General features: G+C 68.0%; 13 protein-coding genes and 1 pseudogene. 5 read left to right on the forward strand and 9 right to left on the reverse strand.

Annotated elements, in window-relative coordinates; genetic code table 11:
• A partial coding sequence (locus X946_RS16320) for a pyridoxal-phosphate dependent enzyme (RefSeq protein ID WP_200886434.1) occupies positions 1–732 on the reverse strand: 732 nt, incomplete at its 3' end.
• Between the two features lie 407 nt (positions 733–1,139).
• Between X946_RS16320 and X946_RS16325 the strand changes: the two genes are divergently transcribed.
• Complete coding sequence (locus X946_RS16325) at positions 1,140–1,397, forward strand: hypothetical protein (protein ID WP_038749425.1); 258 nt, start codon at positions 1,140–1,142, stop codon at positions 1,395–1,397.
• 60 nt (positions 1,398–1,457) lie between these two features.
• On the opposite strand, the gene ppk2 is transcribed toward X946_RS16325, so the two are convergent.
• The 7 genes from ppk2 to X946_RS35485 form a co-directional block, all read right to left on the reverse strand.
• Positions 1,458–2,384 carry a polyphosphate kinase 2 gene (gene ppk2 / locus X946_RS16330; RefSeq protein ID WP_038749428.1) on the reverse strand — a complete coding sequence of 309 codons (927 nt, stop codon included), beginning with the start codon at positions 2,382–2,384 and terminating at the stop codon, positions 1,458–1,460.
• Positions 2,385–2,611: 227 nt separating this feature from the next.
• Positions 2,612–4,141 carry an OmpW/AlkL family protein gene (locus X946_RS33980; protein WP_038749431.1) on the reverse strand — a complete coding sequence of 510 codons (1,530 nt, stop codon included), beginning with the start codon at positions 4,139–4,141 and terminating at the stop codon, positions 2,612–2,614.
• 13 nt (positions 4,142–4,154) lie between these two features.
• The gene (locus X946_RS16340) at positions 4,155–5,450 is read right to left on the reverse strand and encodes an HlyD family secretion protein (protein ID WP_038749434.1); all 1,296 of its coding nucleotides are present in this window, start codon (positions 5,448–5,450) and stop codon (positions 4,155–4,157) included.
• 13 nt (positions 5,451–5,463) lie between these two features.
• The gene (locus X946_RS16345; RefSeq protein WP_038749436.1) at positions 5,464–6,486 is read right to left on the reverse strand and encodes a hypothetical protein; all 1,023 of its coding nucleotides are present in this window, start codon (positions 6,484–6,486) and stop codon (positions 5,464–5,466) included.
• A complete protein-coding gene (locus tag X946_RS16350) occupies positions 6,483–8,606 on the reverse strand; it encodes a peptidase domain-containing ABC transporter (protein WP_038749438.1) in 2,124 nt (707 codons plus the stop codon). The genes X946_RS16345 and X946_RS16350 overlap by 4 nt, the downstream gene beginning before the upstream one ends.
• A gap of 135 nt (positions 8,607–8,741) precedes the next feature.
• A complete protein-coding gene (locus X946_RS16355; protein ID WP_038749441.1) occupies positions 8,742–8,927 on the reverse strand; it encodes a hypothetical protein in 186 nt (61 codons plus the stop codon).
• Positions 8,928–9,167: 240 nt separating this feature from the next.
• Positions 9,168–9,326: a hypothetical protein gene (locus X946_RS35485; RefSeq protein ID WP_162483266.1), complete on the reverse strand. Its 159-nt coding sequence runs from the start codon at positions 9,324–9,326 to the stop codon at positions 9,168–9,170.
• Between the two features lie 294 nt (positions 9,327–9,620).
• On the opposite strand from X946_RS35485, the gene X946_RS16365 reads away from it, so the two are divergent.
• Positions 9,621–11,051 carry a TolC family protein gene (locus tag X946_RS16365; RefSeq protein ID WP_081989666.1) on the forward strand — a complete coding sequence of 477 codons (1,431 nt, stop codon included), beginning with the start codon at positions 9,621–9,623 and terminating at the stop codon, positions 11,049–11,051.
• Between the two features lie 431 nt (positions 11,052–11,482).
• On the opposite strand, the gene ggt is transcribed toward X946_RS16365, so the two are convergent.
• Complete coding sequence (ggt, locus tag X946_RS16370) at positions 11,483–13,201, reverse strand: gamma-glutamyltransferase (protein ID WP_038749449.1); 1,719 nt, start codon at positions 13,199–13,201, stop codon at positions 11,483–11,485.
• Between the two features lie 653 nt (positions 13,202–13,854).
• Between ggt and X946_RS16380 the strand changes: the two genes are divergently transcribed.
• From X946_RS16380 to X946_RS16390, 3 genes and pseudogenes are all read left to right on the forward strand, one after another.
• Positions 13,855–14,373 carry a metal-dependent hydrolase gene (locus tag X946_RS16380; protein ID WP_038749455.1) on the forward strand — a complete coding sequence of 173 codons (519 nt, stop codon included), beginning with the start codon at positions 13,855–13,857 and terminating at the stop codon, positions 14,371–14,373.
• Positions 14,374–14,900: 527 nt separating this feature from the next.
• The gene (locus X946_RS16385) at positions 14,901–15,425 is read left to right on the forward strand and encodes a hypothetical protein (RefSeq protein ID WP_038749457.1); all 525 of its coding nucleotides are present in this window, start codon (positions 14,901–14,903) and stop codon (positions 15,423–15,425) included.
• Between the two features lie 540 nt (positions 15,426–15,965).
• Positions 15,966–20,171, forward strand: a pseudogene (locus X946_RS16390) (DEAD/DEAH box helicase); the annotation flags it as partial.
• Positions 20,172–20,423 lie beyond the last annotated feature (252 nt).

Raw genomic sequence — 20,423 nt, forward strand, 5'->3', positions numbered from 1 at the left:
CGCGTCGAGCGAGCGCTTCATCGCGCACGAATCGTCGGTCTGCACGCCGATCACCTTGATCTCGGGCCGCACCGCCTTCACGTACGCGGCCACGCCCGCGGCCAGGCTGCCGCCGCCGATCGGCACGAAGATCGCGTGGATCGGCCCCTGATGCTGGCGCAGGATTTCCATCGCGACCGTGCCCTGGCCCGCGATCACGTGCGGATCGTCGAACGCCGGGATGAACGCGAGCCGGTCGCGCTGCTGCACGCGCAGCGCGTACGCATACGCATCGCTGTACGATTCGCCCGCCTGCACGACTTCGACGAACGCGCCGCCGTGCGCGCGCACCGCATCGACCTTCACGCGCGGCGCCGTCTCCGGCACGACGATCGTCGCCTTCACGCGAAGCCGCGCCGCCGCGAGCGCGACGCCCTGCGCATGATTGCCCGCAGACGCGGTGATCACGCCGCGCGCGAGCGCGTCGGCGGACAGATGCGCCATCTTGTTGTACGCGCCGCGGATCTTGAACGAGAACACCGGCTGCGTATCCTCGCGCTTCAGCCAGACCGTGTTGCGCACGCGCGCCGACAGGTTCGGCGCAAGCTCGAGCGCCGTCTCGCGCGCGACGTCATAGACGCGCGCGTTCAGAATCAGCTTCAGGTATTCGTCGAGCGCGCTCGCCGCGCGCATCGCGGGCGCGGCTCGCGTGCGGGCTTCGGGGGTTTCCGTGACGGCGTCGTCTGACTGCATGGCAGGCTCTCCTGGGAGTGGACGCCCGGGAGACGGAAACAAAAAACCCGCCTCACGGGGCGGGTTGCTGTAAATGCTTTCGTACGCGCGCTAACCCACCATTCGATGAATGGTGCGAATAATGTGCGCGATGCGAAAGCCATAGGAATTCATGTGCGCAAGCTTGCGGTAGCGCGCACGGTTTGTCAATCCCGCCCGGCGCACGCCGGCGCCGCGTTCGTGACGCGCGGCACATCCTGACATATTGCATTCGTAGCCTAACGTACATCTTTCAATCGAACATGTCTCTAATGTCTGTTGCGGCACCGGTCCCGGTCCGGTGCCGTCGAATTCCGGCCGGGCATGACGCCCGTCGGGCCACTCGTCAATCCGGACTCTTTGGGTCCAAACTTCTCAGGAGAACCAAGATGCAGGAACTCAGCCAGCAGGAAATCGCCCACGTCTCGGGCGGCCACTATGACGGCGGCAGCATCTTCGACACGCTCGGCAATCTGATCGAGGTCGCAGGCAAAGGCGCGGAAACGATCGGCAACTCGCTCACGCTCGGCCTTCTGTCGCCGATCAGCAGCGCGGCATACGGCATCGGCGAAGTGCTGACGACGGCGGCCGTGAACCTCGGCAACTCGCTCCTCAACCTGTTCGGCATCCCGGCCAAGCATTATTGACGCGCGGCGTCGGCGTCCCGGCGCGCGCGGGCGTTCGTCCGCGCGCGCCGCGGGAAGACCTCAGTAAATCTCCGGCACGATCATGTCGGCCGGCACCGGACGCCGGATGTAGTCGTCGTGATGCTCGCGCTGCGGCAGATGCACGGGATCGCGCTCGATCTCGTAGTACGGCACGAGGCTCAGCAGATGGCTCATGCAATTGAGCCGCGCGCTCTTCTTGTCGACCGCCTGCACGACCCACCACGGCGCCTCGGGAATGTGCGTGCGCATCAGCATCTCCTCCTTCGCCGCCGTGTACGCCTCCCAGCGGCGGCGGCTCTCGAGATCCATCGGGCTCAGCTTCCATTGCTTGAGCGGATCGTCGATGCGGTTCTGGAAGCGGACTTCCTGCTCTTCGTCGGTGATCGAGAACCAGTACTTGACGATCTGGATTCCGCTGCGCGCGAGCATTTTCTCGAACTCCGGCACCGAGCGGAAGAACTCCTCGTACTCGTCGTCGGTGCAGAAATTCATCACGCGTTCGACGCCCGCGCGGTTGTACCAGCTGCGGTCGAACAGCACGATCTCGCCGCCCGCGGGCAGATGCGCGACGTAGCGCTGGAAATACCATTGCGTGCGCTCGCGGTTGCTCGGCGCGGGCAGCGCGGCGACCCGGCACACGCGCGGATTCAGCCGCTGCGTGATGCGCTTGATCGCGCCGCCCTTGCCCGCCGCGTCGCGCCCCTCGAAGATCACGACGAGCCGGTGCCCGGTGTTCACGACCCAGTCCTGCAGCTTCACGAGCTCGCCCTGCAGGCGGAACAGCTCGCGGAAGTAGCGCTTGCGCGCTTCGCGGCGCTCGGCGGAAAAGAGCGTCTCATCCTCGAAGCGACGGTCGTCGAGCTCCATCTCGAGCTCTTCGTCGTACGCGTCGACGAGATCCTCCTCGAAGCGGCGCTGCCGCTCGTGCAGCGGCGCCATGTCGCGCCGCGTGTCCTTTTCGCTCATGCCGGCCTCCTTGCTGCGCGTTGCAGACGCGTTCCGCGCACATTATCGCAGGCCCGGATGTCGGGGGAATGACCGCGCGGAAAGGATCGGGCAGCGGCGTGGCCGGCGGCCGGCAAGCCGCCGGACGATGAGACGAGACGGGCCGCCCGCCGGCGACGCCCACATCCACGCCGGCACCGGCCGGAGCGCATGGATTGCCTCGAGCGCACGGAGCCGCGCGACGCCGCTCAGAACCGGTAGTTGAGCAGCATCGTGCAGAGCAGGACGTTCGCGGAAAGCGTCGTCGTGTTCGACGCGAGGATGCGCTTCGCGTCGTTGATGTTGAGCGTGATCGCCGCCTTCAGCGGAATGTACGAGAGCGCCGTCGACAGCGACAACTGGCGCGTGAGCTGATAGTTCGCGCCGACGACGAACACGGGCGTCCACGTGCTCTTCACGCTCGCCGTCGCATGGACGCCGTTCGACAGCACGAGATTCGCGCCCGCCTGCAGCAGACGATCGAGCGCGCTCGGATCGGCGAGCAGCGATTGCAGATCGCCGAGCGAGATGCCCGCCGACAGCAGGCCGCCGAGCGACGTGAGCTTGTTCGCGAACACCGGGCTCAGGTTCGAGTTCGTGAAGCGCGTGTAGCTGATGCCGAGGCCGACGTATGGCCGGAGCCGGTCCTCGCGCTTACCGAGGTAATACTTGAACACGGTCGACGCAAGCCACGCGCGCGTCGTGCCGAGCGGATTGCTCTGCGTGTTGCCGAGGTCGACGAGCGGCAGCCGGCCCTGCACGCCCGGGAAGATCTTGTCGAACGGCAACCCGACGCTGCCGTGGCCGCGCATCGTCAGCTCGGGCGGAATCCCGCCGACGATCTCGGCCGCGACGTGCTCGCCGAAGAAATGCGTGAACGTGAACGCGGGCGTGTTCGCGTTGCTGATCGACACCGCGGAGCCCGGATTCACGAAGCTGCCGATCCCGAGCGCCCCCGTCGTCGTCGTCACGGGCGTCGAGCGGCCCGTCGACAACACGTAGTGCCAGCCGATCCCGATCATGTTGCTGTCGTCGCCCCGCAATTGCTCGAGGAGCGTCGGGCCCTGCGCCTCCGGCAGATCGGGCAGCATTTCCGGATCGATCGGGTGCAGCTCGTACGGCATCCGGTCGTAGCGCACGCCGGCGATGAAGCGCGGCGCCGCGTCCGCGGGCGGGCGCCGCGCCGCGCCCTCGTCCGGCGCGCACGCGCTGCCGCCGCATGCGTCGGCGGAGGGCGCGTCGTCCGCGGGCGCGCCGCCCGGCGCGTCGGCGAAGCCGATGCCGTCGCCGCCGCCGCCGGCGCGCACGCGCGTCGCGGCGGCCGGCGTCGCGACGCGTTGGCCGAGCGTGATCGTCTCTTCGGTGAGCCTGCGCGGACGCGGCGCGTTCGGGCTCGCGGCGAGGGCGCCCGATGCGTCCGATGCGCCCGCTCCAGCCGCTGCGCCCGCCATGTCCGCCGTCCCGCTCGATGCGCCGCCGCTCGACGCCGCGCCGCGCCCCGCGCCCGCCGATGCCCGCCGCGCGTCGCCCGGCACCGGCCCCCACGCGTTCGCGTCGAAGCCGGGCGCGTCGCCGCCCGGAAAGAAGCCGATGCCGTCCGCGCCGTCGCGCCATTTCGCCGAGCCGCCGTCCTGCGCGTGCGCGGACCATGCGCACGCGAGCAGCGTCGCGCCGAGCCAACAGGACACCGGAGCGCGCCAGCCGCGGCGCGCGCGTCGTCGACGATGCTTGTCACCCATTACGCATCGGCCGTCACGCGGGCGTACCGAACATCCGCTGCCGGATCCGATACAACGGTTCGAACAGCCATTCGAGCAGGCTGCGCTTCTCGAGCACGATGTCCGCCTTCAGCGTCATCCCGGCCTTCAGCGTGAGCGGCCTGCCTTCAAACGCCGGATTGCGGTCGGCGAGCTCGACCCAGCACTTGAAGTAGGTCTGCGGCGCGCCGGCGTCGGCCGGCAGATTCAGCTCCTTCGCGGTGAACGCGACGGGCGACACCGACAGCAGCTTGCCGCGATAGGTGCCGAACTTCTCGACCGGATAGCTGCCGTACGCGAGCTTCACTTCCTGGCCGGGCTTCACGAACCCCGCCTTCGACGACGGAATGTACAGCTCGGCGATGAGCCCGTCCGCCTTCGCCGGCAGGATCTCGACGACGCGCGTGCCGGGCGGATCGATCACGCTGCCCTGCACGACGTCGAACCGCACGATCTGCCCGTCGGCGGGCGCGTACAGCACCTGGTTCACGTTCTCGTCGATGTTGAATTCCTTCGAGTTCAGCTCTTCCCGCTTGATCTTCAGCTCGGCGTTCGAGCCGTCGTACTTGCTCTGCACGGTTTCCAGATCGCCGCGCAGCTTCATCGCGTTCTTCACGAGATCGGCGCGGCGCAGCATCAGATCCTGATACGCCTGGCTCGCCTGCAGATACTGCGTGTTCACCTGGTTGTACTGCTCGAGCGTGACCACCTGCTCGTTCAAGAGCTGCTTCACGCGGTCGCGCCGCTCCTGGTACTCGGACACGATCCGCTTCTGGTCCTGGATCTGCTTGTCCATGAGGCCGCGGCTCTCCGCGAGCGCGCCGATCTGCTGGTTGATCTGCTGGATCGTCGACTGGTATTCGAGCTTCACCGCATCCATCTGCTGATCGACCTCGACGCGCTGGCGCTTGATCGATTCGCGCATCCCCTGCGCGTTGTTCGCCTGCGCGACGAAGCTCGTGTCGCGCGTGACGCTCAGGAGCTTCTGGCCGGCCTTCACGTGCTGATCCTTCGTGACGAACACCTCGCGCACCGCCCATCCGGGCGGCGCGCCGACGCCGATCAGCCCCGTGCGCGGCGTGAGCATGCCCATCACGTTCTCGGTGTTCGCATACGTGAGGCGCACGAGCGCGACGACGAACATCACGAACATCGCGATCGACAGATAGCAGAAGAACCGCATCGACACCGGCACGTCGACGACGCCGTTGATCACCGTGCCGAACGTCGTGCCGCGCGTGAGCTTGCGCGGCGTCTTCTGCTCTCTCAGAGCGGTCATCCAGGTAGGCATGGGCGAAAACTCGTCAGGCGCTGCGCAGCGTCTGCGCGGCGGCGCGCGCGTTCGGCTCGAGCAACGGGGATGGCATCAGGTACGGCGTGAAGTGCTCCCAGAAGTGCCACTGTTCGGGCTGCTTCACGAGCGCTTCCTCGAGCTTGTCGGCGATCCGCTGATGGGTCGCCGCGACGCGCGACGATTCGTCCGCGACGCCGAGCATCCGCGACGCGGGCCGCGCGTCGAGCTCGACGAAGTGCATCTTGCACGTGTCGCGAAACGGCACGCCCGTCGCATACGACACGAGCATCGGGATGTCGTGCTCGACCGCGAGCTTCACGCCGCCGCCCGCGAGCCGCACCCAGCGGCCGCCGAGCCGGCATGCGTTGGTCTTGCCGAAGCGGCCGTGCAGATCGGAGAACAGCAGGAACACGGGCGCTTCCTTGCGCAAGCCCGTGACGAGCCGGCGCAGATGCACGCGCTGCTCGATGTCGATCAGCTCGATCTTGCCCGCGCCGTATTCTTCGACGAGGCGCAGCGCGTCGTCGAAGAACGCGCCCGGCGCGTCCTTGTGCATCACGATCATCATCTTGCGGTCTTCGGGAATCATCAGCCGCAGCTTCGTGACGAACAGCATCAGGTTGCCGAAGTGCAGGCCCGCGAGCATCAGCGGGCCGCCTCGCGCGAGCGCCGCGCGCAGCGCGCTCTCGCCGTCGCATTCCATCCGGTCGAGCAGCGCCTTCATCGACGCGATGCTGTGCGAGCGCAGCATCAGCCCCGCCACCTCGGCCTCGAACAGCTCGTGGACGATGCCGTCCGCGACGCCGCGGATGCGCACCGGATCGTCGTTCAGGTGCGCGCTCAGCATGTGCCTCACCGACATTTCGATCGACGAGCGGATCGACGGAAAGAGGCGCAGGCAGACGCCCGCGCACCAGCGCATCATGCCGAGCCCGCGCTCGGGCGAGCGGCCGAGCGCGATCCGCTTGACGATCCGCCGCACGAAAAAGCAATACGAGAACGCATTGAACAGAAAGAGCCGCATCAATGTCATCGCTGCACCTCCAGCTCCGGCTGCCGCTCGGGCGTCACTTCGGCGAGGCGGCCGTCGCGCATCTCGTAGATGCGATCGACCATCGACAGGATCGACGCGTCGTGCGTGACGAGCACGATCGTGCACGGCAGCGTCAGCACGTTGCGGCAGATCTCGTGCGTCGTCGCCTGATCGAGGTTCGACGAGAATTCGTCGAGAATCAGGAGCCGCGGCTCGCAATACAGCGCGCGGGCGATCAGCAGGCGCTGCATCTGCCCGGCCGACAGGAACTTCTGCGTGTCGCCGAGCGGCGTGTCGTAGCGGTTGTCGAGCTGATCGATTTCGCGGTCGATGCACGCGAGGCGCGCGGCCTCGTGCATCGCGCCGACGCGCGGCGCGGGCGCGAAGTTCGTGATGTTGTCGCGAATCGTGCCGCGGAACAGCTGATCCGACTGCGTGACGGCCGCGACGTGCTTTCGGTAGAGCCTCAGGTTCACCTCGGACAGATCGACGCCGCCCACGAACAGCGTGCCCGGGCTCGACTGATACAGCCCGCAGATCAGGTTCAGAAGCGTCGTCTTGCCGCTGCCGGTCCGGCCGACGATCGCGATCTTCGCGCCGGCCGGCACGTCGAGATCGATGTCTTCGAGAATCGCACGGCGGCCGCCCTTCGGTGTGTACGTCAGCGCACGAATCGACAGCGAGCCGTCGAAATGCTCGACCGAGCGCACCGGCGCGTCGGGCGCGGGCTCTTCGGTTTCGGTCTGCAGCACGTCGGCGACGCGGTCCATGTGCACCTGCAAGACCTTGCGCCGCACGTAGAGCTGGATCGAATCGATGAACTTGTCCGCGAACAGGTTCTTGTACTGGATGAACGCGTAGATGATCCCGATCGTGCTCTGCCCGTGCATCACGAGCCACGCGCCGTACGTGACGATGATCAGCTGCTCGACATGGACGATCCCCTTCGAGATCGCGTCGAACAGCAATTGCAGCCGCTCCTGCTGGCGAACCGCCTGCAGCTTCTGCGTGAACGCGTTCACCCACAGGCTGCTGCGCGAGGTTTCCGACGACAGCAGCTTGATCGAATGCGCGGAGCGAATGTTCTCGATGAGCAGCGCGTCGGCCTCGGCGCCGCGCGTGAGGATCTGCGACATCGCGTCCTGCAGCTGCGGCTGGATCGCGAGCCGCGACAGCGCGAACAGCACCATCCCCGCGAGGCTGATGCCGGCGAGCACCGGGCTGTAATACAGCATCAGCACGAGCGTGACGACGCACGTGAACACGTTGAGCAGCCCGCCGATCAGCCCGTCGACGAGAAAGCGGCCGATCTCCGACACCGACGCGACGCGCGAAATCGAATCGCCCGTGTTGTGGAACAGGTAATAGCCGATCGGCAGCCGCGCGAGATGCCCGACCATGTTCGACGACAGCTGCTGCGACACGATGTTGCGCAAGTAGCTCTTGATGTTGCCGACGAGGTTCGCGTACAGCGTGTCGAACAGGAACACGATACCGAACAGGATCGTCAGCAGATACAGGATGTCGACGTCGGTCTTCTTCAGCGCCTCGTCGATCGTGAGCTGCACGTACGACGGCCCGAGCAGCAGCAGCAACTGCGCGGCGATGCCGCCCCCGACGCCGAGCAGGATGCTCTTGCGAATGCCCGTGAGGCCCACCAGGTAGTCGCGCAGATGAATCTTGTCGGACGTGCCGACGTGCTTGAAGCCGATGTCCGGATTGAGCTCGAGCGCGTAGCCCGTGATCTGCGTGAGCGCCTGCGCGAGCGGCAGTTTCGTCTCGCCGAGCGCCGGATCGACGATGTGCACGCTGCCGTAGCAGACTTTCGTCAGCACGACGTAGTGGTTCATCCCCCAGTGCAGGATGCACGGCAGCTTCAGCGCGTCGATCTCGTTCGCCTCGAACTGGAGCCCGCGCGCGCGCATCCCGAGGTCGTTCGCGATCTCCATCAGATCGAAGAACGACAGGCCGGAATCGATCTTCACGGGATACCGGTTGCGCAGCGTGCGCAACGTCGTGTCCCGGCCGTGCCAGGTCGCGATCATCGCAAGGCACGCGAGACCGCATTCGGTCACCTCGTCCTGAAGAATGGGCCTGACTTTATTTGAGTTGAACCACATAGCTTGCGAATGCTGGACACGACAATGCCGGCCCGCGCCCGGCACGATGCGGCTCGAAGCCGTCGCGCGGGCACGGCGTGAACGCCGCGCCCCGGCTTCAGCGGAACGCGGCCTGGACGCTGCTTCGAGCCCGGCTTAGCTGCCGGACCCGAGCGCCATCTTGAATTGGTTGACGGCCTGGGCCTGGTATTGGGTCAAGAGCCCGTTGACGACGGGGCCGATCGATTGATTCGCGAGGGAAACCGTGTAGGCGGCCGAGTTGGCGTAGGCGGAGCCTCCGCCGCGGATCGCACGGGCTTGTTGCTCAGATATGGCTTGCATCGGGGTGGCCTTTACTCTTGAAGCAACGTCGTGGCCCGAATCCGCATCCGCCAGCGCGGACGACCCCATTCGGAGATGCCTCGACATCACTGTCTCCTGATCATTTCCTCCGATTGCCAACAAAGAAGAATGAATAGTGTTTATATATCTCGATTGGCGACGGATTACCGTTTTTGCAACTTGAACTTCAGACTATTTTACGCGGGGGGCGCCTCCCCGCGCAAATGCAACGGCTAGTGCTTACTTGCCGTTGCTATTGTAGTTCTTGGGATTCTGCAGGTAGCCGCCGAGCGTCGGCATGAACTGGCCGAGCGCCGTGAACAGCGGGCCGGATGCCGCTGCCAGCGTGCCCAGCGAGCTGATCGGGCCGCCGCCGTGAACCACCTTGGTCTGCTCCATCGTCATAACCTTCATAACTATCTCCTCGTAAAGAAAAAAAGACGACGTCAAGACTTCTCTAATAATGCCAATGGCCGTAAATAACCGAACGACGTTTATTTTTTATCGCTGCGATTACAAGCCGGAATCAGGCTATCATGCGCTCAAGATGGAAACAAGATGGCCGGCCTCGTCATATATGGGTTTTTGACGATCCGAAATTCACCAAAAAGATGCATGCGTTTCAACTCATTATTTAAAACGTTTAATTTGTAGCGTCGACCGCTTGACACATGGCAGGAGATGGAGACGGAGATGTTTGAAACAGCGAATTTGGGTGCCTCGTCTAAATTTTGGCATGCGGGTTTTCACTTAACGAGTAAATCCTTTCGCTTTCGAGCCAATGTGGCTTACGCCACCGTTTGCGCGGCATTCGTCGCACTCGGTACCGGTTCCGAAACGGCAAGCGCATTCTGTCTAGACGAGGTTTACCAGCATGCGGTTTCGAACGATCCGAAATTCCTGCAGGCGCGGGCCGAATACGACGCCGCGCGGCAGAAATTCCCGCAGGCGCGCGCGCAAATGCTGCCGCAGGCGAGCGCGCAGCTCGAATGGGGGCGCTACGGCACGCACGCGAACCTGTTCGGCATCGACGTGAGCGGCAACAGCACCGCCGCATACGGCGCCGCGCAGGTCACGCAGGCGCTCTTCAACATGCCGTACCTGTACGACATGAGCCGCGCAAAGGAATTCGAGGAATCGGCGCGGCAGCAGCTCGAAGTCGCGAAGCAGGAGCTCATCATGCGCGTGGCGAACGCGTGCTTCGATCTGCTGTCCGCGCGCGAGAAGCTGCAGCTCGCCGACGACGAGGTCGACGCGCTCGCGCGGCTCGAGAGCGACACGCGCCGCATGGCGCAGCTCGGGATGAAGACGATCGGCGACACTGCCGAGATCGAGGCGCGCAGGAGCCTCGCGCAATCGGACGAGGCGCTCGCACGCATCGACGTCGAGGCGCGCCGCGCGCGCTACGAGACGCTGCTCGGCTCCGCGATCGATTTCACGCGCTGGCCGCGGCTCGCGATGCACGGCACGTCGCCGCGCATTCCGTCGGGCGATTACCAGCCGCAGGACAACCCGTCGTATCAGCAGGCGTATCGCGACCTGCGCGTCGCGCGGCTCGCCGCGAAGCGCATCGGCGCCGAGCATCTGCCGACCGTCGACCTGTTCGCGTCGTATTCGCGCGGGCTCAATCCGAACCTGCGCGGCCTCACCGACAAATCCGACTTCCATCAGAGCGCGGTCGGCGTGCAGGTGACGATTCCGATCTTCTCGGGCGGCAGCGTGCACTACCGGCAGGTCGAGGCCGAGCACATCGCGACGCAGTACCAGAACCGGCTGCGCGAAGTCGAGCAGCAGTTGAGCACCGACCATCGCGAGACGCTGGCGGCGCTGCAGTCGATCGGCACGCGCATCCGCGCGCTGCAGCAGTCGCTGCAGGCGGCGCGGCTCGCGTACGATTCGTCGATGAAGGCGCACCAGGTCGGCTACAGCACGACGTACGAGACGCTGAACCTGCGCACCGACATCTCGAACATCCGCCAGAAGCTGTTCGAGAGCTATCTCGACGCGCTGAAGCTGCAACTGAAGCTGAAGGGCATTCTCGGCACGCTGGACGAGCAGTCACTCGTGGCGGTGGACAGCTTCCTCGCGAGCAACGCGGCTTCGCCGGATCAAACGAGCGAGTGAGCAGCCGCGCGATCCGGTGCGCGCGTTCGGCGCGCTCGGGCCGCGGACGTCTCGCGCACCGAAATGAAACGTCCCGCTTGCGCGGCACGACGATCGTGACGATCGTGACGATCGTGACGATCGTGTGACGCAAGCGGGACGTTTTCGTTTTCGCCGAAAGCCTCGCGACGAAGCGCGCGCCGGAACAGCGGCGCGGCAAAGACGCAGGAACGGCGGGAATGCGGCGGAAGCGCGCGGCGAAAACGAAACGCGCCGCCGGCCGATGCGCCACGCTTTCGCCACTTCGGTACTTCGGTACTTCGGTACTTCGGTACTTCGGTACTTCGGTACTTCGGTACTTCGGTACTTTACCGCTTTCGCCGCCCGGCGCTTCCGGCGGCGAGCGGCGAGCAGCGAGCAGCGAGCAGCGAGCGGCAAACGACGCTACACGCTCACTGAATCACGCGCGACACGCCGCGCCCGCGCGGGTCGGACACCGCCTCGGGCGTCTTGCCGTCGATCTGGATCGCCTGGATGTCGCCGCTGAAGTCCTGGCCCTTCAGCGTGTAGCCCTTCGCCTCGATGCCCTTCGCCAGATCCCCGTCGATCGGGTGGTACGGCTCCCAGAAGATCGTGTTCGGCGGCAGCAGCTGATGGTGGAAACGCATCGCGCCCACCGCGTCCTTCAGCGGCATCTTGAAGTCGTACAGGTTCGTGATCACCTGGAAGATCGACGTGAAGATCCGCGAGCCGCCCGGCGTGCCGATCACGAGCGCGACCTTGCCGTCCTTCGTCAGGATCGTCGGCGACATCGACGAAAGCGGCCGCTTCTTCGGCTCGATCGCGTTCGCGTCGCTGCCGACGACGCCGAACATGTTCGCCACGCCCGGCTTCGCGGAGAAGTCGTCCATCTCGTCGTTGAGCACGATGCCCGTGCCTTCGGCGACGACGCCCGAGCCGAAGTAGCCGTTGATCGTGTACGTGTTCGACACCGCGTTGCCCCACTTGTCGACGACCGAGAAATGCGTCGTCTCCGCCTTCTCGGGCATCGACGTGCCGAGGCCCGGCTGCACGCTCTTCGTGTCGGACGGCTTCTCCGGATTCACTTCGGCCGCGCGCTTCGCGATGTAGGCGTCGTCGGTCAGTTGCGCGACAGGCACCTTGTAGAAATCCGGATCGCCCAGGTACTGCGCGCGATCGGCGAACACGCGCTTCTCGATCTCGGCGATCAGGTGCACGTATTGCGGCGAGTTCAGCGTGACGCCGTCGAAGTCGGCCTTGCGGTCCGCCTTCATCTTCAGCAACTGGACAAGGCCGATGCCGCCCGAGCTCGGCGGCGGCGCGGTGATCACGCGATAGCCGTTCCAGCTCGCCTGGACCGGCTGCCGCCACACCGCCTTGTACTGGACGAGGTCCTGCTTCGTGATGAGGCCGCCGCCCTTTTTCATCGACACGGCGATCAGGTCGGCCGTCTTGCCGTCGTAGAAATCCTTCGCGCCGTCGTTCGCGATGCGCGCCAGCACCGCCGCGAGCTCCGGCTGCTTGAAGTTCGCGCCCGCCTTCAGGGCGGCGAAGTATTGGTCGAAGTTCGTCTTGCCGCCGAATTCCTTCGACGCGTCGACGCCGCGCTGCGCGAGCTGCTCGTCGACGATGAAGCCGTCGCGCGCGTAGCGGATCGCGGGCGCGAGCACCTGCTTCCACTTCAGCTTGCCGAAGCGCTTCTGCGCCTCCCACATCCCGGCGACCGTGCCCGGCACGCCGACCGCGCGGTCGCCGTACAGGCTCATGCCCTTGACGACGTTGCCGTCCTTGTCGAGGTACATGTCCCTCGTCGCGGCGAGCGGCGCGCGCTCGCGATAGTCGAGGAAGTACGGCTTGCCGTCCTTGTAGATGGTCATGAAGCCGCCGCCGCCGATATTGCCCGCCTCCGGATACGTGACGGCGAGCGTGAATGCGATCGCGACCGCGGCGTCGACCGCGTTGCCGCCTTCCTTGAAGATCTGCTCGGCGGCGTCGGCGCTGTATTTGTCGGCGACGGCGACGGCCGAGCCGTCGAGCACGACGCGCTGCGGACCTTTCGCATGAGCGGGCGCGCTCGGCAGGAAGCCGACGAAGGCCGCGCTCACGAGCGCGGCGAGCGCCGTCGACTTGAAGCGGTTCGTTGCGTTCATTGCATGTCTCCCATGTTGATCTCCTTGCAAATTGGGGCGCGAAAAGCTGACGAATAGGCTTATAGCACGGCTGCACGCGTAAACAAAAATGGGGCTTCGTAGTCGCGCCGGCCGGCGGGGCCCGGAGCGCGGCTCGTGGATGCGGCGTTGCATTGCATGGCGACAGGCTCGCACCGGATGACAAGCAGCGGCAATCGATACGCGGCATGCCGCGTGCGTGCCCCCGGCGCGCGAGCCGGCCGCGCCGCATCCGTTGCCCACGGCGGACGAATCGCGAAACGCCGGCGTTGCCCGGTCGCCGTTCGTGCAAGCGCGCGGCCGCTGCGTCCGCGCGCTCGTCGGAAGCTCGTCGCGCGTTCGTTGCGCCGAGGCACTGCCGATAATGTAGTTAGTTGCGCCAAGTTGCGCTGAAAAATCAGACGGCATCCGCCAATTGGCAACGGTTGCATGCCGATCAGCCTTGCCGCACCGCGATGATCGAAAGGATTGCTGCGTCGGCCGTGCCAAGCGCCCGCCACGCCGCGCGCAACTTCACGTTCGCATCGCTTGGCGCGCGCCGAAAACTTTTCTTCGCCGCTCCTGCGCGCCGCACGCCAAATCTGCGAAGATAGCGCCCCTTTTCGATTTCGGCCGCGCGCCGACGCAACACCGGCATGGCATCACACGCAGCACATCACGCAAGCGGCTGGGCCGCGGGCCTCGTCGCCGCGGCGCTCGTCGCGCAGGCGGGCGCCGCGGGACCGTGGCACGTCTACAGCCTCGCCGCATTCGCGGCGGGCGTCGCGGGCGGCACCGCGCCCGACTGGCTCGAGCTCGCGTGGTGGCGCCGCTCGCGGCGGCTCTGGGTCACGCACCGCACCGTCACGCACTGGGGCGTCGCGTGGGTGGCAATGCTCGTCTTCGCGTATCGGTCGCTCGGCCATCTCCACCCTTGGGCCGCGCCGCTCTTCGGCTTCGCGTGCGGCGGCCTCGTCCATCTGATCGCCGACTGGCCGAACCCGCTCGGCGTGCCGTGGCTGTGGAAACGCCATTCGCTGAACTGGTGGAACAGCGGGCATTGCGACCTGCTCGTCGTCGCGGCCGCGTGGGCGGGCGCGCTGTGGCTCGCGCAGGCCGCATGGGGGCACGCGACGCCGCTCGCGCACTGGCTCGGCTGGCTGCGCACGGTGTGACGCCGCCCGTCGACGGATACCGAATGCCAGACGCCGAATGCCAATGCCAATGCCGGACGCCAGACGCCAGACGCCGGACACCGGACGCCGGATGACAGATAACGGATGACGGATGACGGATGACGGCGATGATGACTCGAACGTCAATCGCATGACCGACGCGCCCGCTCGACGTGCGCTCGAAGGCAATCGCTCGATCGCCGATCGCTCGACCAGCAATTGCTCGCCCGGCAATCGCCCGGCCGGCATCCGTTCGATCCTGACCGCCTGGCCGACGATCGTTCGGCCAGCAATCGCCCGCCCGACGATTGGCCGGCAAGCGATCGCTCGATCGACGCCCGCGCGGCCGACCGGCGCCGGCTCGGCCGGCAGCCGTTCCACCGACGATCGGCAAACCGGCCGCCGATCGACACTGCTCCCGGCATGCGTCCGGGCCGCGCCGCGGCCGCGGGTAGAATGGCGAACGCGGCCTCGCCGCGCCCTTCGACGATCAGGCCGGATCGTTCCTGGACACAACGCACAAGAACATGACCGACGACATCACGACGCCTCCGCCTTCATCCGCCGCACGCCCGCTGCCGAGCTTCGGCCCGCTTCGCTGGATCGTCCGGCACTGGCGCGGCGACTACTCGCTCGGCATCGCCTTCTGGCTGAATCAATCGCCGATCTACGCGCTGCGGACGATCTGCAGCCAGGTGCTGATGACCCGAGTGTTCGAACGGCTCGGCGAAGGACAGGGACCGGGAGACAACGACGCGATCGCAAGCGCGCTGGCGGCCGTCCCGCCGGTGGTGCTCGCCGACGTCGCGCTGTCGCTCCTCAACGTCTGGTGGGTCGTCGGCGTCTGGCGCGCGGCCAGGCGGCACATCGCCCGCACCGGCCGCCGATTCTGGGCGCGCGCGGCACAGGTGACGGCGGCGCTCGTCGCGGCGCGCATCGCCTATTCGATCGTGGTCATTCCGCACTCGATCGAGACGCTCCAGCTCCTCGTCATCGATCCGGGGAGACTGCTCACGGACCCGGTCGGCACGCTGAAGAACTGGCTGTTCTGACGATCGCGCGCCGCTGGAGTTGTCGCTGGAGTTGTCGCTGGAGTCGCCACCGAAAGTGCAGCTGAAGTCGTTGCCCGAAGCATCACCGAGTTCGGCCAACGAGCGCGTCGCCAGCCCTGATGCCGACAAGCCATCGGCGACGCGAGGCGAATAACGTCCACGCCTTCGGAACCATTTTCGTTCGGCGCATGATCTCCGCGGGCATGTCGCATGTCGCATGTCGCATGTCGCATGTCGCATGTCGCATGTCGCATGTCGCATGCCCGCGTTCTGCGCCCTGCGCCCTGCGTTCTGCGTTCTGCGTTCTGCGTTCTGCGTTCTGTAGGCACGATCGCCCCGCCCTCGGCGCAACACGACCCCACCGTTAGTCGCATTCATGAGCCGCCCACGCTTCCCGCGGCCGGCTCACGCCCCGCGCCGCCCGCCGCAACGCACCACGTCCCCGCCCGCCGATCGCCTGCAATCCGCCCGCGCGTCTGGCACACTATCCGGCCGGGCCCCGCCTTGCGCCGCCCGCGCCCGCCCCCACCTACGGTTCCGATGGACGTCACCACCACCCGCCCCGCCGCCCGCGCGCTCGACGCGTTCCATCCCGTCGTCGCCGCGTGGTTCTCCGATACGTTCGCCGCGCCCACCGGCGCGCAGGCGCTCGCGTGGCCGCACATCAAGGCCGGCCGCTCGACGCTCGTCGCCGCGCCGACCGGCTCCGGCAAGACCCTCACCGCGTTCCTGTCCGCGCTCGACGATCTCGTGCGCGACGCGCTCGCGCACGGCGGCGCGCTGCCGGACGAAACGCTCGTCGTCTACGTGTCGCCGCTGAAGGCGCTGTCCAACGACATCCACGTGAACCTCGAGGCGCCGCTCGCCGGCATCGCCGCCGAGATCGCGCGGCGCGGGCTGCCCGCGCCGCAGATCCGCACCGCGGTCCGCACCGGCGACACGTCGCAGGCCGAGCGCGTCGCGCATCGCAAGCACGCGCCGCACATTCTCGTCACGACCCCGGAATCGCTGTACGTGCTGCTGTCGTCCGAATCGGGCCGGCGCATGCTCGCGAGCACCCGCACCGTGATCGTCGACGAAATTCACGCGCTCGCCAACAACAAGCGCGGCAGCCATCTCGCGCTGTCGCTCGAGCGGCTCGACGCGCTCGCCGGCCGCAAGCTGCCGCGCATCGGGCTGTCCGCGACGCAAAAGCCCGTCGAGGCGGTCGCGCGCTTTCTCGTCGGCGGCCGCGACGACGCGCCGCCCGATTGCGCGATCGTCGACACGGGCCACACGCGCACGCGCGATCTCGCGCTCGAATTGCCGCCGGTGCCGCTCGGCCCGGTGATGGCGAACGATGTCTGGGAGCGCATTTACGACCGCATCGCCGAGCTCGCGGCCGCGCACCGCACGACGCTCGTGTTCGTCAACACGCGCCGGATGGCCGAGCGCGCCGCGCGCCATCTCGCCGAGCGCCTCGGCGCGGACGCGATCGCCGCGCACCACGGCAGCCTCGCGAAGGAGCACCGCTTCGACGCCGAGCAGCGCCTGAAGCACGGCAAGCTGAAGCTGCTCGTCGCGACGGCGTCGCTCGAGCTCGGGATCGACATCGGCGACGTCGACCTCGTCTGCCAGCTCGGCTCGCCGCGCGGCATCGCGCCGTTCTTGCAGCGCGTGGGCCGCTCCGGGCACCGGGTCGGCGGCGTGCCGAAGGGGCGGCTCTTTCCGCTGTCGCGCGACGAGCTCGTCGAATGCGCGGCGCTCCTCGATTGCGTGCGGCGCGGCGAGCTCGACGTGCTGCGCATCCCGCACGCGCCGCTCGACGTGCTCGCGCAGCAGCTCGTCGCCGAAGTCGCGTGCCGCGAATGGGACGAGGACGCGCTCTACCGCTGCGTGACGCGGGCCGCGCCGTACGCGACGCTCGCGCGCGAGCAGTTCGACGACGTGCTGAAGATGCTAGCCGAAGGCTTCACGACCCGGCGCGGCGCGCGCGCCGCGTATCTGCATCGCGACGTCGTCTCGCACACGGTGCGCGGGCGGCGCAATGCGCGCATCGCGGCGGTCACCTCGGGCGGCACGATTCCCGACAACGCCGACTACGCGGTGCTGCTCGAGCCGCAGGGCGTGAACATCGGCACCGTCAACGAGGATTTCGCGGTCGAAAGCCTCGCGGGCGACGTGTTCCAGCTCGGCAACCAGTCGTACCGGATCATCCGGATCGAGACGGGGCGCGTGCGCGTCGAGGATGCGCACGGGCAGGCGCCGAACATCCCGTTCTGGATCGGCGAGGCGCCCGCGCGCAGCGACGAGCTGTCGGCGGGCGTCGCGCGGCTGCGCGCGCACGTCGACGCGCTGCTCGCGCGACGCGATGCGGATGCCGCTCGGGCGGGAGCTGAGGCGAACTCGGGTGCGAACGCGAACGCGAATGCGAATGCGGGAGCGGGAGCGGGAGCGGGAGCGGGAACGGGAACGGGAACGGGAACGGGAGCGGGAGCGGGAGCGGGAACGGGAGCAGAGGCAGAGGCAGATAAAGATGCAACGAGAAATATCGCCGCGCCGCGCGGCCGTCGCGTCGCGGCGCGCCCCGCTGCCGCCGCCGCATCGCCGCGCGCCGCGACGCACGCCGAAACCGTCGCGATCGCCGTCACCGCAACCGAATCTGCCGCAGCCGAATCTGCCGCAAGCGCATCTGCCGCAACCGAAACCGCCGCATCCGACGCCGCCGCCGAGCCGCGCCGTCTCGCGCCCGTGCTCGCGTGGCTGACCGGCGAGCTCGGCGTCGACGCCGAAGCCGCGCGGCAGATCGCCGACTATCTCGCGCGCGCCCGCGCGGCGCTCGGCGCGCTGCCGACGCAGGACACGCTCGTGATGGAGCGCTTCTTCGACGAATCGGGCGGCATGCAGCTCGTGATCCATTCGCCTAACGGCAGCCGGATCAACCGCGCGTGGGGCCTCGCGCTGCGCAAGCGCTTCTGCCGCACGTTCAACTTCGAGCTGCAGGCGGCGGCGACCGACGACGCGCTAATCCTGTCGCTGTCGCACGCGCACAGCTTCGCGCTCGACGAAGTCTGGCGCTATCTGCGCGCGGCGAGCGCCGAGCACGTGCTGATCCAGGCGCTCCTCGACGCGCCGCTCTTCAACGCGCGCTGGCGCTGGAACGCGACGACGTCGCTCGCGCTGCCGCGCTTCGCGGGCGGCCGCAAGGTCGCCCCGCAACTGCAGCGAATGAAGAGCGACGATCTGCTCGCGACCGTGTTCCCCGATCAGGTCGCGTGCGCGGAGAACATCGTCGGCGAGCGCGAGGTGCCGCGGCATCCGCTCGTCGACCAGACGCTCGACGATTGCCTGCACGACGCGATGGACACCGAAGGCTGGCTCGCGCTGCTGCGGCGGATCGAGTCGGGCGACGTCGCGCTCGTCGCACGCGATCTGCCCGCGCCGTCGCCGCTCGCGGCCGAGATCCTGAACGCGAAGCCGTACGCGTTCCTCGACGACGCGCCGCTCGAGGAGCGCCGCACGCAGGCGGTGCTCGCGCGGCGCTGGAGCGATCCGGAAGCGGCCGACGATCTCGGCGCGCTCGACGCGGGCGCGATCGACTCGGTGCGCGGCGAAGCGTGGCCGCTCGTGCGCGAGCCCGACGAAATGCACGATGCGCTCGTCGGCCTCGCGTGCGTGTCCGACGACGAGATCGACTCGCACGACGGCTGGCGCGCGTGCGTCGAGCGGCTCGCGGCCGGCAAGCGCGCGGCCCGGCTCGCGCTCGCGAACGGCCGCGGACTGTGGCTTCCCGCCGAGCGCGTCGCGTGCATGCGGGCGCTGTACGGCGCGAACGCCCCGCTCGATCCGCCGCTCGAGCCGCCGGCCGGCTTCGACGCGCCGTGGGAGCCCGACGCGGCGCTCGTCGACGTGATTCGCGCGCGGCTCACGGGCTTCGGGCCGCTCTCGGCCGACGCGCACGCGGCGCCGCTCGCGCTGCCCGCGTCGTCGGTCGCGATCGCGCTCGCCGCGCTCGAGCGCGAAGGCTACGTGCTGCGCGGCCGCTTCACGCCGGGCGCGCGCGACGACGAATGGTGCGAGCGGCACCTGCTCGCGCGCATCCACCGGTACACCGTGAAGCGCCTGCGGCGCGAGATCGAGCCCGTCGAGCTCGCGGACTTCATGCGCTTCCTGTTCCACTGGCAGCGCGTCGCGCCCGACACGCGCGGCATGGGCAACGACGCGCTCGCGTCGGTCGCCCATCAGCTCGAAGGCTTCGAGGCCGCCGCGAGCGCGTGGGAAGACGAGCTGCTGCCCGCGCGGCTCGCCGATTACGTGACGGGCGGCCTCGACGAGCCGTGCCGCGCCGGCAAGCTCGCGTGGGCGCGGCTCGGCGCGCCGGCGAAAGCCGCGAGCGCGCCCGTGAAGACGACGCCCGTCGTGCTGCTGCCGCGCCGCGAGCTCGCGCTCTGGCAGGCGCTGCGCGATCCGGCCGCGCAGCCGGCGCTGTCCGCGCGCGCCGAGCGCGTGCGCGCGACGCTCGCCGCGTACGGCGCGATGTTCTTCGACGAGCTCGCCGCGCACGCGCGCCTGTTGCCCGTCGAGCTCGAGCGCGCGCTCGGCGAGCTCGTCGCGGCGGGGCTCGTCAACGCGGACAGCTTCGCGGGCCTGCGCGCGCTGATCAGGCCGGCCGCGCAGCGCGGCGCGCACCGGCCGTCGCGCGCGCGACGCGGCGGCGCGCTGATCGGCGGCATGGACGACGCGGGGCGCTGGGCGCTCGTGCAGCGGCTGCCGCTCACGCGCGCCGATTTCGACGAAATCGGCGACGGCGGCGAACGCCGCGCATTTGGCGAAGGCGACCCGTCCGGCGAACCCGGCGAAGACGGCGAAGACGGCGAACGCGGCGAAGACGGACGACGTGCCGGCAACGGCCTCGCTCGCGCCGGCGACGCGCAACACGCCGCCGCGCCTGCCGACGCCCGCGTCGAGCGCGCGATGCGCGCGTCGCCGCCTCCGTCCGGCCGTCGTGCGATCGCGCCC

Source organism: Burkholderia sp. ABCPW 111 (assembly GCF_000773065.1).
In the GTDB taxonomy this organism is placed as follows: Bacteria; Pseudomonadota; Gammaproteobacteria; order Burkholderiales; family Burkholderiaceae; genus Burkholderia; species Burkholderia savannae.